General features: G+C 65.5%; 14 protein-coding genes. 6 read left to right on the top strand and 8 right to left on the bottom strand.

All coding sequences use genetic code 11. The features are described from left to right. Positions 1-49: 49 nt before the first annotated feature. From ABZS43_RS24395 to ABZS43_RS24385, 3 genes are all read right to left on the bottom strand, one after another. On the bottom strand, positions 50-493 hold the full coding sequence (locus ABZS43_RS24395; RefSeq protein WP_355038264.1) for a hypothetical protein: 444 nt from the start codon (positions 491-493) through the stop codon (positions 50-52). A gap of 72 nt (positions 494-565) precedes the next feature. Beyond that, positions 566-1144, bottom strand: coding sequence for a MarR family transcriptional regulator (locus ABZS43_RS24390; RefSeq protein ID WP_355038263.1), 579 nt, complete (start codon positions 1142-1144; stop codon positions 566-568). Positions 1145-1313: 169 nt separating this feature from the next. Next, the gene (locus ABZS43_RS24385; protein ID WP_355038262.1) at positions 1314-1595 is read right to left on the bottom strand and encodes a hypothetical protein; all 282 of its coding nucleotides are present in this window, start codon (positions 1593-1595) and stop codon (positions 1314-1316) included. Between the two features lie 280 nt (positions 1596-1875). Between ABZS43_RS24385 and ABZS43_RS24380 the strand changes: the two genes are divergently transcribed. Further along, positions 1876-2025, top strand: coding sequence for a hypothetical protein (locus ABZS43_RS24380; RefSeq protein WP_355038261.1), 150 nt, complete (start codon positions 1876-1878; stop codon positions 2023-2025). A gap of 142 nt (positions 2026-2167) precedes the next feature. On the opposite strand, the gene ABZS43_RS24375 is transcribed toward ABZS43_RS24380, so the two are convergent. Continuing rightward, a complete protein-coding gene (locus ABZS43_RS24375; protein WP_355038260.1) occupies positions 2168-2803 on the bottom strand; it encodes a TetR/AcrR family transcriptional regulator in 636 nt (211 codons plus the stop codon). A 162-nt stretch (positions 2804-2965) separates the two neighbouring features. Between ABZS43_RS24375 and ABZS43_RS24370 the strand changes: the two genes are divergently transcribed. Together ABZS43_RS24370 and ABZS43_RS24365 are read left to right on the top strand one after the other, a co-directional pair. Continuing rightward, on the top strand, positions 2966-4003 hold the full coding sequence (locus tag ABZS43_RS24370; RefSeq protein ID WP_355038259.1) for a Rieske 2Fe-2S domain-containing protein: 1038 nt from the start codon (positions 2966-2968) through the stop codon (positions 4001-4003). Then, positions 4000-5097 (top strand): dihydrodipicolinate reductase, encoded by a 1098-nt coding sequence (locus tag ABZS43_RS24365; RefSeq protein ID WP_355038258.1) that lies wholly within the window; start codon positions 4000-4002, stop codon positions 5095-5097. The genes ABZS43_RS24370 and ABZS43_RS24365 overlap by 4 nt, the downstream gene beginning before the upstream one ends. A gap of 20 nt (positions 5098-5117) precedes the next feature. Here the strand turns inward: ABZS43_RS24365 and ABZS43_RS24360 are convergent, their stop codons facing one another. Then, positions 5118-6134: an NADP-dependent oxidoreductase gene (locus ABZS43_RS24360; RefSeq protein ID WP_355038257.1), complete on the bottom strand. Its 1017-nt coding sequence runs from the start codon at positions 6132-6134 to the stop codon at positions 5118-5120. 1041 nt (positions 6135-7175) lie between these two features. On the opposite strand from ABZS43_RS24360, the gene ABZS43_RS24355 reads away from it, so the two are divergent. Continuing rightward, positions 7176-7388: a hypothetical protein gene (locus ABZS43_RS24355; protein WP_355038256.1), complete on the top strand. Its 213-nt coding sequence runs from the start codon at positions 7176-7178 to the stop codon at positions 7386-7388. A 46-nt stretch (positions 7389-7434) separates the two neighbouring features. On the opposite strand, the gene ABZS43_RS24350 is transcribed toward ABZS43_RS24355, so the two are convergent. The 3 genes from ABZS43_RS24350 to ABZS43_RS24340 all read right to left on the bottom strand — a co-directional run bounded on the left by ABZS43_RS24350 (position 7435) and on the right by ABZS43_RS24340 (position 11069). After that, positions 7435-8655 carry a cytochrome P450 gene (locus tag ABZS43_RS24350; RefSeq protein ID WP_355038255.1) on the bottom strand — a complete coding sequence of 407 codons (1221 nt, stop codon included), beginning with the start codon at positions 8653-8655 and terminating at the stop codon, positions 7435-7437. A gap of 12 nt (positions 8656-8667) precedes the next feature. Beyond that, a complete protein-coding gene (locus ABZS43_RS24345; protein WP_355038254.1) occupies positions 8668-9942 on the bottom strand; it encodes a cytochrome P450 in 1275 nt (424 codons plus the stop codon). Between the two features lie 410 nt (positions 9943-10352). Further along, a complete protein-coding gene (locus ABZS43_RS24340) occupies positions 10353-11069 on the bottom strand; it encodes a DUF5753 domain-containing protein (protein WP_355038253.1) in 717 nt (238 codons plus the stop codon). Between the two features lie 171 nt (positions 11070-11240). On the opposite strand from ABZS43_RS24340, the gene ABZS43_RS24335 reads away from it, so the two are divergent. Both ABZS43_RS24335 and ABZS43_RS24330 read left to right on the top strand, forming a co-directional pair. Next, positions 11241-12104: an SAM-dependent methyltransferase gene (locus tag ABZS43_RS24335; RefSeq protein WP_355038252.1), complete on the top strand. Its 864-nt coding sequence runs from the start codon at positions 11241-11243 to the stop codon at positions 12102-12104. A gap of 161 nt (positions 12105-12265) precedes the next feature. Beyond that, entirely contained in the window at positions 12266-13018 is a 753-nt protein-coding gene (locus ABZS43_RS24330; RefSeq protein ID WP_355038251.1) for a hypothetical protein, read from the top strand. Positions 13019-13081: the final 63 nt, after the last annotated feature.

The following is a 13081-nucleotide window of genomic DNA, read 5'->3' as shown; positions in this document are numbered from 1 at the left end:
TCGCGAATGGATCGATGCCCGGTGGGTCGGCACGAGGGCCGCGACCGAGCTACTCCCACGGCAGGCTGCGGTAGCCCGCCGCCAACGCGGTCGACAATTCCCCGTAGGCGATCTCCAATTCCGCCAAACGAGTCCAGGCCGCGTGCATTTCGTCGCTGCCCGGATCGATCGTCATCAACAAATGGAAGGCCAGATCCGAGGCCGCCGCCATCCGGTCGATCGTCACACCGAGCGGTTCGGCGACCCGGCGCGCGCCCGGACGCGGGTCGGGCAGCGCCGTCCGCGTCCACTCATCGATCTCCTCGATGATTTCCTTACGGTAGGAATCGATCTCGGCGGACCGCTCGGGATGGTCGCGGCGCTGTCTGTGCAGTTCGGCCAAACCGAAGGCCTGGGCGCACAACGGACCGAGCAGATAGTGCCCCCGCAATGCCGCGAGCAGCTCATCCTTGGACGGCAATACCTCGCGCACCGCACCGCGGTTGTCGCCCATCAGCGATAGCCCTCCCGTCGTCGGTGCCGCGTATCTGTCACGGAGTACCACCCGGGGCACGGGCTAACGCATCTATTCCGGACGAACAGCTGTGTTCGATCCCACGTCCGCGATCACAGCGCGGGTTCTCTCTCCAACGACGGCGTCCAGTCGCGCACCGAGCGCATTCACCTGATCGCGCAACGCGATTACGGTTTCCAATGGCCAGTCCACCTCCAGGAGCACCGTTTCGATCATCTGTCGCGCCCGATCCTGAAGCGCGCGACCGGCATCCGTGGCGCGCAACTGCACCGCGCGCCGATCATGCGGGCTGCGAACACTTTCCACCAGCCCGTGCGCCTGTAGACGCTGGATCAGCGGTGAGACGGTGCCGTAGTCGAGGCGTAGTCGTTCCCCCAGCTCCCGCATGGTCATACCCGGCTGTTCCCAGAGCGCCAGCAGCGCCAGGTACTGCGGATATGTCACCTCCATGGCGTCGAGGAACGGGCGGTAGGCCGCCGTCATGGCACGCGAGGTCGAGTACAGGGCAAAGCACAGTTGTGCGGCGAGCGAGAGCAGGTCGGTGTCGGTTCCCCGGGAGGGCGCGGTAGCACCACCGGAGGTTTCGGCCGCTTCGACACGCACCACTGGTGTGGGATGCGTTTCGGGCATATCTGCACTGTACGCACCGACGGGGAGTTGCCCGTGCCGACGTCGGAGTACCCGCTGGTCACCTCGACGCTCCGAATTCCTTTCCGCGTCCCCGATCCTCGACACGACGAACGTCGCCCGCGGAGTCGTTCCCGCGAGCGGCGCCCGGCCGTATTCGGTATCGAACGGGTCAGATCACCGCGTTCATGATCGTGCCCGCACTGGTCGCGACGGCCCCGCCGACCATCGCGCCCGCCACCATCTTCGGCGACTGGAGGCCGCCGCCGTTCCACTTCTCCCAGGCGAACCGACCGCCGCCATAGGTGATGGCGGTGATGCCGGACAGCTGAATGAGCCAGGTGAAGTATCGGCCCATCTGCAACAACTTGTCGGCCAGCGGTGGAGCCTCCGGGGTCGGATTGCCGACCTGCGCGAGGACGGTGTCGTGTAGCGCGCAGAGGATCGTGCTCACTGTCATGCTCCTTCACGGATGACGAGGTGATGCTCGAAACAGAATGAACGAGACCGGGCGCACGGAAGAACTCGTTGACCTCATCAATTGAACATCATCAAGATCAGGCGGTTGAACCGACACTCCGATTTCGGCATGACTCGGCTCACAGTCCCGTCCCGTGCGAGGAGAGGCGCGGCGTTCTAGGATTCGAATGTGCACTGGGTTCAATCCGATTCGGCGCGATGCCGCGCCAACCCGCTGACGACGCCATAGAGCACCCTATTCCGGGGAGGCAACCGTGGATCACTTCGTTGCACTGTTCCTACTGTTGATCGCCGTGGTCGTGGCGGTCGTCATCGCCTCCTACATCACCGTGATGGCGACCTACTGGTTCGAACTGCGCCACAGCGGCGGCGCCGAGTCACCCGAGATCCCTGCGACACGCTGAGCACGGGATCTTCCGCTACCCGGCCGCGGTGTGGTAGCCGGAGCCGTTCCGACCAGGTGGGCGGCGGTATCGCGCGAGCCACGCCACCGCGCACGTCTGCCCTGCCGGCAGTTCCACTTCGGCCTCGATGACCCTGCGGCCCTTACCCTTCCGTTTCCATTGCGGGTCGCAGGTAGGTGACGATCGCATTGGTGATCCCGCGCCGAGCGAGATCGAGGTCGGTGTAGGTGCCGAGTTGTCGCTCCGAGGCGATACCGCGCATGGCGCCGGGGATGAACGCGGCGACCTCGGCCACCCGCCCGGGATCGACGTCGAGACCGGCGAACGCTCGCAGGCAGGTGTCCAGCCACGCCTGCCCCCATGACGCGAATTCGGCCGCGGTACGCGGATACAGCCGTTCGAATTCTCCCCGATCACGCGGGAGCGCGGCACGCAGATTCTCGATGGCACGCGAATCACCGGTGGTCAGCCCGTCGTACATATTGTCGACAATGGCCGTCACGCGTTCTCGCAGCGAGGCATCCGGCGGCGCGCTGACCGGCATATCGCCGCGACGTTCGGCGATATATCGCAGCACCGCCGCCCAGAGTCCGTCGATATCGCCGAACTGATATTTGACGGTCCCCCACGTGGCACCGATCTCCTTGGCGATCCGGTTGCCCGACACCGCCGCGGGATCCCCTGTCGCGAGCGAGCGCAACGCGGTGTCGAGCATCGACTCCCGGGTGGCCAGCCCGCGCCTGTTACTCCGCCTGCCGACCACTCCCGGTTCCGTCATCCGCACGATCCTAGTGGTCGGGCCGCCTCCCACCGATCGCGCGAACCCCCGGACGGGAAGCTCGAACCCGCCTTTTCATAGAACCCTCTGCTATTTTTCACAGAACCCACTACGATTCTGGGGGACAAGCAGCCTCCGATCGCCGAGGAAAGGGCAGCCGAGATGGCCAAACCCCCGTTGTCGATGAAGCCGACCGGATGGTTCCAGGTCGCGTGGTCCGCCGAGATCGGTATCGGCGAGGTCCGTTGCATGAAGTACTTCGACACGGAGATGATCGCGTGGCGCTCGGCCGCCGGTGCGATCACGGTGATGGACGCGTACTGCGAACATCTCGGCGCGCACCTGGGCCACGGAGGCCACGTCGACGGCGATCGCATTGTGTGCCCGTTCCACGGGTGGGAGTGGAACAGCGAGGGCCGCAACGTCTGCATCCCCTACGAGAGACGGCCCAACAGGGGGCGGCGCATCCGCAGTTATCCGGTCGCCGAACTCAACGAGTCGATCTTCCTCTGGCACGACGTCGACGGCGGCGCACCCTATTTCGACGTGCCCGACGTCCTCGCCGGATTCGATGACGACAGCACCGCCGCCGACTACTACCCGGCGGCAACGCTGCTGCGGCACGGCCTGGAACTGCATCCGCAGTATGTGATGGAGAACGGCGTGGATTTCGCGCATTTCGCGTTCGTCCACAAGGTCCCCTTCATGCCCGATATCACCCGGCACGACTTCACCTTGCCCACCTCCTATGTCGACTTCACCATCGCCTTCGACGAGAACACCCGCGCCGAGGACGTCAACAGCGGCGTGCGGGCCGTCAACGCCGGTCTGGGGGTGGCCGCGACGAAGAGTTGGGGAATGGTCGACAACCGCACCCTCACCGCCGTGACCCCGGTCGACGACTCGACCTCGGATGTGCGATTCAGCGTTTGGATCGGCAGACGACCGGGCGATACATCGACCGAACTGCCGACAAGGGCGAAATTCCTCGCCGACGCCGTCATCGAACAGTTCACGGCCGATATCCGCATCTGGTCGCATCAGCGCTACTGCGACCCGCCCGCGCTGACCCAGGGCGAATACGACGGCTTCACACAGTTGCGGGAATGGGCGAAGCAGTTCTATCCCGAAGATCGCGCGGCGATCGAAACGACATCACGGCGGCCGGGCCCGCTGGGATCCGAAAGGACGCATACATGAGTACGAGTACCGCCGCGGAGCGGATTCGCGTCTTCCAGGTCGCGACCGGCAATGTCGGATCCGAGATGATCAAGCGCATCGGCAATCATCCCGATCTCGAGTTGATCGGCCTGCCTTGCTACACCCCCGAGAAGATCGGGCGCGACGCCGGGGAGATCGCCGGTCTCGCCCCCATCGGCGTCACCGCGACGGGCACTGTCGATGAGATCATCGCGGCACGACCCGATGTGCTCACCTTCCACGGAGTATTTCCCGACGAAGCGCTCTACGAGCGGGTGCTCGAGGCCGGAATCAATATCGTGACCACGGCCGATTGGATCACCGGGCATCATCGCGACCAGAACCATCCACACCCGTCCGGCCGGAAAGTCAGCGAAGTCCTGCTGGCCGCGTGCCTGCGTGGCGGATCGACGTTCTACGGAACCGGCATGAACCCCGGCCTCAACCAGATCCTCGCTGTAGCCCACAGTGCCGATGTCGCCGAGATCGAGAATGTCACCGTGATCGAATCGGTCGACGTCTCCTGCCATCACTCGGTGGAGACGTGGAAGGAAGTCGGCTACGGCACACCGATCGATGACCCGAGCATCCCCGGATCGCTGGAGAAATACACCCGCGTCTTCTCCGACAGCGTCTACCTGATGGCCGACTGCTTCGACCTCGAACTCGACGAAGTGACGTTCACCTACGAACTCGGAGCGTGCACCAAGGATATCGACCTCGGCTGGTATCAGCTGCCGAAGGGATCGCTCGGCGCGAATTACATCAAATATCAGGGCATGGTCGACGGGGTGCCACGTGTCGAGTCGCACCTGGAATGGCAGATGACCCCGTTCACCGACCCCGCCTGGGATATCAAGGGCTGCTACATCACCCAGATCACCGGTGACCCGAATATCTACAGCAAGCATATGATCTTCCCCAAAGCGGGTGCACGCCTGGACAACCCGGAAGATTTCGCGTCGATCGGCATGACCGTCACCGGATTGCCCGCCCTCAATGCCATCCGCAGTGTGGTCGCGGCCGCGCCCGGAATTCTCACCAGCGCCGATATGCCCCTGCGTGGATTCGGAGGTCGGTTCAAGCGGTCATAGCGACTGTTCCGGCCGGACCCCTATCCGGTCCGTACCAGGAGTTTGCCGAAGTTGCGGCCCTCGAGTAGTCCGATGAACGCCTCGGGGGCCCGCTCCAAGCCGTCGACGATATCTTCGCGGTACTTCACGCGCCCCTGCGCTATCCAACCGGACATATCCCGGAGGAAATCGGAGTACATCTCCCGCACGAATTCGGTCTGGATGAAACCGCGCACCGTGAGGCTCTTGGTGAGAATGCGGGAGTAGAAGGCGGGCAGGCGGTCCGGGCCCTCCTGTGCGCTCGCCGCGTTGTAATCGGCGATCAGACCGCAGACGGGCACCCTGGCGTAGGTGTTGAGCAGCGGGTAGACGGCGGCGGCGACCGCACCGCCGACATTCTCGAAGTAGATATCCACGCCGTCGGGCACGGCGGCCCGCAACTGGTCGGCGAAATCGGGGGCGCGGTGATCGATCGCCGCGTCGAATCCGAGTTCGTCGCGCAGGTAGGCCACCTTCTTCGGTCCACCCGCTATCCCTACCGCACGCAGACCCCTGATGCGCGCGATCTGACCGACTGCGGAGCCGACCGGGCCGCTGGCCGCGGCCACCACCAGGGTCTGCCCCTCCTCGGGGCGACCGATTTTCAACAGGCCCGAGTAGGCCGTGAAACCCGGCATGCCGAGCACACCGAGCGCGGTCGACACCGGTGCCAGGTCGGGATCCAGTGCGCGCAACCCTTTCGCCTGCGTGACCTGATGGGTCTGCCAGCCCGAATAGGACTGCACCACATCACCTTTCGCCAGGCCGGGATCCCGCGACTCCAGCACTTCCGAGACGGTGCCGCCGACCATGACATCGCCCACCCCCACCGGCGCGGCATACGATTTCGCCGCACTCATGCGTCCCCGCATATACGGATCGAGTGAGAGATACAGCGTGCGCAACAGCACCTGTCCGTCGGCGAGCGGCGGCAGCTCCGCCGTCTCGGTGCGGAAATTCGCCGCGGTGGGCGCACCCACCGGGCGGGAAGCGAGCACGATCTGCGTCGATGCGACCATGGCCCCACCCTAGCCCGATAGTCCGGGCGCCGGTGACCTCGACCACCGCCTGCCGGCGAACTCGACCGCTATCCCACACTGCCGCAACAACTCCCGCGCTCGGCCCAGGATCTCGGTTACGCCGCGTCGCAGTCGGGCGCGGCGAGCAGAGAGCAATGGCGGAGCAATGTCGCGGAAATGCTGCGGCAATGGACGAATGGTGTCATCGACCCAGCCCGAGGGCGGGCCGATCCATCCCGCGCCGCGACTTCCACGAGGACTTCACCAGAGAGGTACCGTGTTCGAAACCTGTTATAGCCCACACGATGTCGCCCACCTCCTGCGTCACCGATACGGATTGCCGGTCGAACTGACACAGTCGCGGCCAACCGTCGTCTGCGGTGCGCAACTGGATGCCGTCGACATGCCCGCCCACTTGGGTTCACGGGTGCTGAGTCTTCTCCAGGACCGGCATATCGGGCCCGTCGTGGCGAATCCGCGCGACACCGTGTGGACCTTTCTCGTCGCACCTCCACCCCGGCCCACCGTTGTCCGGGATCTCACAGCCCACGGCGTCGTCCTGCGGGCCAGCGGCCGTCGCGTGATGCTTCCGATGTCGGATCACGGCTTCGGGTGGCGCTGGGCGCGTGAGCCTCGCCCGGGAGCCCTGCGACTACCGGCCGGGTCGGCGGTCTCGGCAGCGGTAGCGCGGCTCACCGGGTCCGCGTCCGACTCCATCGGATCGCACGGGCACGATCACGACCCTGTTGCACTTCGGGATACGGCCGCCACGATGTGAAAAATCCATAACAACTCGGTAACTCGGAATTCGCCACCGCGCATCGGATGATGACCGGGCATCGAATACCCGGTCACAGCGGTTTTCGGGCAGAGCGACACCCGCGACTATCACTTTCGTGACCGTTCTGTGTCTTGAACATCGTACGAATTCGGACTTACGGTTCCTGTGAGCAAATACTCAGCGACCGAAACGAGATACGAGACATATACGAGTCGACGCGGACTCGGCATTCGAACTCGCCCTACCAGCGGGAGCAGGCAATGAAGCTATTCTTCGCCACCGCGGCTATCATTCTGGCCGGAGTCGGAGCGCTCGATATTCTCGGAGATCAATCGGTTCCTACCGACAGCGTCCGGATAGCAAGTATCTCGAACACCGCCGCGGGCCCGCATATCGGCGATGTCCGGATCGACGTGCCGCGCACGGTCAGCTGCCCGATCGAGCAATCCGATATCGATGAACTCGGGCGCTGACCCCGCGTCCGGGCGCCGCCGACGCGACGCCCCACGCGCGGCGCGATCAGTCCAGGTACACCGGAAGCCTGCGGTGACCGTTGGAGACGAGACTTCCGACGGGTTCCAATGCGGCGGGATCCTCGGCCAGCCGGATATTCGGGAACCGCTCGAACAGGGCGGGCAACGTGATGGCGGCCTCGAGCCGGGCCAGCGGAGCGCCGATGCAATGGTGCGCCCCGTGCCCGAAGGACAGATGCTCCTTGTTCGCGCGATGGATGTCGAATTCGGCGGCCGTCGCACCGTGCACGCCGGGATCGCGGCCCGCGCCGGCGTAGGACACGAGAATGGCTTCGCCCTTGGGAATCAGGATGCCGTCGACATCGATGTCCTCGACGGCGTAGCGCAGCGGGAGATGAGCCACCGGCGCCTCGTAGCGCAGCGTCTCCTCCACCACCTCCGACCACGGGGTCCTGCCCTCGACCACCTCGGCGCGCTGCTCACCGTGGGTCAGCAGGGCGACGATCGCCTGATCGAGCAGGTTGACGGTGGTCTCGTGCCCGGCGTTGATGACCAGGATCAGGGTATCGACGAGTTCCTTCTCCGACAGCCGTGAGCCGTCGTCCTCGTCGCGGGTCGCGATGAGCACGCTGGTGACGTCATCACCGGGAGTCTCGCGCCGGTAGGCGACGAGTTCGCTCACGAGCCGGTACATCTCGAGATAGTTCGCCATCGCCTCCTCCGGACCGAGCGAGGTGTCGAAGAAACCGTCGACGCAGGTGTGCATGCCCGGCCCCAGGTGGTCGGGGACGCCCATCATCTCGGTGATGACCCGGATCGGAACCGGGTAGGCGTAGGTCTGGCGCAGGTCCACCGACTCACCGCTCGGGGTCTGCGCGAGCTGGTCGAGCAGTTGGGTGGTGATCTCCTCGATGCGCGGACGCAGTGCGGTGGTGCGCCGATGGGTGAAGGCGGGCGAGACCAGTTTGCGCAGCCGCCGGTGTTCGGCGCCGTACGCGGTGAACATATTGTCGACAGCCACCCACACGTGCAGCGGCCACGCCTCGGTGATCTCACCGTTGATGAACGCCGACCAGTGTCGGCGCGCGTCCTTGGAGACGCGCGGATCGGCCAGCAGATTCTTCAGAACCACGGCATCGGTCACCGACCACGCGGGCACGCCGCCGGGCAGCACCACCCGCGCGACGGGCCCGCGGGCCCGGATCCTGTTCAACTCGCCTTGGATATCGGCGCCGGTCGGATCCAGGACGATCGGTTGATTCTCCATCGGGGTTGCTCCTTACACCAGGTTCATCGGAGGAGATTGCGGGAAGACGACCGGCAGTGCCGCGAGGGCACGGTGGAATGGGCCGGGCCGCCACGACAATTGGTCGGCGGCAACGGCCAGATCCATCTCCGGCAGGGCATCGAGCAATTGGTCGATGGCGTCCTGCACGATCATGTAGGCCACGGATTTGGCCGGGCAGGCGTGCGGTCCCGCGCTCCACGCCAGATGCGCGCGGTTGCCGGTGCGATCGCCGCCGCGGATCGCCGGGTCGTTGTTGCAACCGGACAAACTGATGACGACGGGCTGGTGCGCGGGCAGCCAGGTGTTGTCGATGAGGATCGGCTGCCTCGGGTAGGTGGTGCAGAAATTCGCCATCGGCGGGTCGTTGAACAACACCTCGTCGAGTGCGTCCCGGGTCGACAGCGCACCGCCGAGGATATTGCCGCCGAACCGTTCGTCGGTGACCATGAGCAGCAGGGTGTTGGCGATGAGATTCTGCTGGGGTTCGATACCCGCGCCGTAGAAGCTGATCAACTGACTCAGCATTTCGGTGTCGTCGAGACCGGCCGGGTGGTGGGCGAGCCGAGAGGTGACGTCGTCTCCCGGCTCGACACGACGCAGCGCGATCAACTCCAGCAGGGCTGTGCTGAGCATCTCCATGCCGCGGGCCGCCTCGACGGTGTCGAAGAGCATCGCCATACCGGTGGCCACGCGCTGGCCCAACTCGGTCGAACAGCCGACCATCTTGTTCAACACTTCGAAAACGAGCGGAAACGCGTACTGGGACACCAGATCCGCCGACCCGGTTTCGCAGAAGCCGTTGATCAGCGGGACGGCGATCTTCTCGATCGTGGCATGCAGCGCGTGCAGGTCGATGCCGTCGATCGCCGCGACGTAGGCCTGCCGATAGCGCACATGCGCGGCGCCGCTGTTACGCAGCGCGTTCGGGTGCCATTCCATCATCGGCTTGACCGCTGAGTCGGCGGGAATGCTGTCCTGCCAGGCTCGGGGATCGGCCGGGAAGTGTTCAGGATCGTTCAGGACGCGCAGTGCGGTCTGGTATCCGAGCACGAGGGTGGCGGGAACACCCGGGGCCATCTCGATCGGGGCCATCGAGCCGTACTGCCTGCGCATTTCACGATAGGCGGCGTGCGGGTCTGCGGCGAATTCGGGAGTGTACAGGGGTAGTCGCGGGCCGTCGGTATCGACGGGCGATCCCTGCTGTACAGGGCAGGTGCCGGGATTGACGGCCCGGGGCTTGAACGCGGCTGAATGTGGGGTGCTCAAAAGATATGACTCCAAGAGGTGAAACAGAATGTCGCCCGGGGTGATCGGCGCGAGCGTCGGCGTCGACGCGACGCCGCAGGGGTCGGTAGCTCTGGACCAACTGCCACAACGCTTTGCTCGGCCTTCCTCGCACCGCCTACCCTGCGACCCCGGACGTGAGGTCCAATCGCGGACCGGAACTGCTGGCAAGGCCGCTGTGGGTCACAGGGGTGACCCACAGTGCCTGCGGAACAGACGTTTTCGCCGATCGATACGATCGAGCGCGCACATCCCACCAGTCGTCCCGAACCCGACGACGCGTCCACGTTAGCAGCACCGAATGGGCCGCACGCTGGATGTGTCAACAAGTTTCGCACCGCCCCCTTCGGCGCAATCGGACATTTCGGCTATCACACCGACGCTGACGACCGCTATCCCAGGTCGGCGGGCTGGTCGACGGTCGACGGATAGTGTTTGCACAACGCCTGTATCCACGCCGAGGCGTACTCCGGCGGCGCGGCGTGCACGGACAGCGTGTCGGCGACGGCGAGATATGCCTCGATATCGTCGCTCGCGTCCAGGAATGTGCCCCTGGTCAGCTGCTGCAGATAGACCAGGTCGGACAGATCGCCTTCGGCGAAGCGCAGCACCGAGAACGAACCTTCGGTCAGCGCGGGCCCGCCCACGTGGTCGGCGAGCACCTGCACCGCGACATTCTGCGCTTCGGCCACCAGGCACAGGTGGTCGAGCTGGGCACGCCACACCGCGGAGCCGCCGATCGGGCGGCGCAACGCCGATTCCTCGATGATCACCCAGAGTTGGGCCGGATCGGATCCGGTCAGGACTTCGCCGCGGCGCATGCGCAGCGCGACCCTGCGCTCGAGTTGAATCTCCGAATCCGTTGGATGCGCGAGCGCCAGTAGCGCGCGGGCGTAATCGGGCGTCTGTAGAAGTTCCGGCACGGCCCGGGATTCGTAGCAACGCAACCGCCGCGCCGCCTGCTCCAGATGCAGGTAGGTATCGAACCCCGGCGGCAGCCAGTCGGCATCGCGCTCCCACCACGTCGTCCCGACCGCCCGGCGCGCCGATTCGGTGATCGAATCAGGATCCGCGATTCCCGTCGACTCGCGCATCTCCCGCGTGCTCATGCGCCGAGTCTGCCACGTGGACGTATCGATAAGCTATCCCCAAATCGAGGTGTGCACACCGTAATTCGTCAGGGTGCGCCCGAAACGAGCTGTCTTGCTTGACCAGTCGTCTACGGTCAGACTGGTACCCGGCGTCGGGCCGAGCGGCACGAGACGAAAAGGCGGAGCTTCATGACTTCGGACGATACGATCGAAACCTCGATCCCCCTGGACCGGCCGACATCGGCGCGGGCGTACGGATGGATGCTCGGCGGCAAGGACAACTACGCCATCGACCGCGAGATCATCCTCCATGTGTTGACCGGGTTCCCCGAATGCGTCGACATCGCGCGTCAGAACCGGCAATTCCTCTACCGTGCCGTGCGTTATCTGGTCCAGGAGGCCGGAATTCGCCAATTCCTCGACCTGGGATGCGGCCTGCCGACGGATAACAATGTGCACCAGGTGGCCCAGCATTTCGACCCCGACGCCCGTGTCGCCTACGTCGATATCGATCCGATCGTCCTGGCGCACGGTCGCGCGCTACTCGCCGACAACGAGCGCACCACCGTCATCACCGCGGATATGCGCGATCCCGACGCCGTGCTCGCCGATTCGGATGTGCGGCGGCTGATCGATTTCTCCGAACCGGTCGCCGTGCTGTTCCTCTCGGTCGGACATCACCTCAAGGATGTCGACACGGTCGGCGAAGGCGCCCGTCACGCGCTGCGCCACATCGTCGATACGGTGGCCGCGCCGGGAAGCCATATCGCCTTCTCCCAGGTCGTCAGCGACGATGCCGAAGTCGGCGCCACCTTCGCCGCGCAACTGGACGGCGCGGGGATTCCGTGGCAGAACCGTACGCCCGCGGAGGTGGACGCGCTGTTCGACGGTCTCGAACCGGTCGAGCCCGGCCTGACCAACGTCATCGACTGGCGTCCCGACGCGGACCAGCCTCCGCTGGAGCCGGTGCCGGAGGCGCTGCTGCCCTATGTCGGCACCACCGACTCGCGCACCGTTGTCTACGAATACGGTGGGATCCTCCGCAAACCCTGATCCACGCGATCATCTCGGTCGGCGGCCCGTGGCCGCGGTGTCGCGAGTTCGCGGCAGGCGTGCCCGGCGCGAATCCAACGGCTGGTAACTTCGGGTGGAGCACTGCCGCAGGCCGGGCTGGCAAACTCCCGGCATCCGATTCCGCGTCTACAGGGAGCTCTATGGCACAGCCACGTCGCACACCCAATCCGTCCGGATCGCGCCGCCGCGGCGCGCTGGCCCTGACCGCCGTCGCGGCGGGCATGCTGCTGACCGCCGCCGCGGCGGGGGCTCGGCCGATCGGCCCGTTCGAGGTCGGCGGCGCGATCGAGGTGGAATACGACCAGCAGGGCGGCCCCGCCGTCTTCGGAGATCCGGTCGCCCCCGAATCCGACGCCGCGCGCGGCGGGAAATTCCAGCCCTTCGCGCGCAATGCCGCGATCTACTGGCAGCCCGATGTCGGCGCCCATTCGGTGAACGGGGCGATCCGCGACAAATGGACCGAACTCGGGTCGGAAACAGGGACGTTGGGATATCCGGTTACCGCGGAGCAAGTCACACCGTCCGGTGCAGGCCGGTTCAGCCACTTCGAACGCGGATCGATCTACTGGTCCCTCGGCACTGCCGCGCACCAGGTGGGCGGCGTGATCCGGGACAAGTGGGCGGCCACCGGCTGGGAGAGCGGGCCGCTCGGGTACCCACTCACCGACGAGGCGTCCGCCAAGGGCAACGGTCGCTACAACCTGTTCACCGGCGGCGCGATCTACTCCTCGCCGAGGACCGGCGCGCATGTCGTCTGGGGCGCGCTGCGCGACGACTGGGTCCGGGCGGGTGCGGAGAACGGCCGCTACGGCTACCCCACCGGCGACGAATACGACTATCAGGGCGGCAAGGCGCAGGACTTCGAAGGCGGCCGCATCACCTGGGTGCCGTGACGGGAAAAATTCCGTGCGGGAATAGCCGGCTCGCCGATATGTTCGTTCGAGATGGTTAGGCGA

Origin of the sequence: Nocardia sp. NPDC005366 (genome assembly GCF_040606855.1) — a bacterium.
Lineage (GTDB): Bacteria > Actinomycetota > Actinomycetes > Mycobacteriales > Mycobacteriaceae > Nocardia.
Note: the sequence above shows the minus strand (reverse complement) of the source record. Positions and strands in the feature narration are given on the sequence as shown.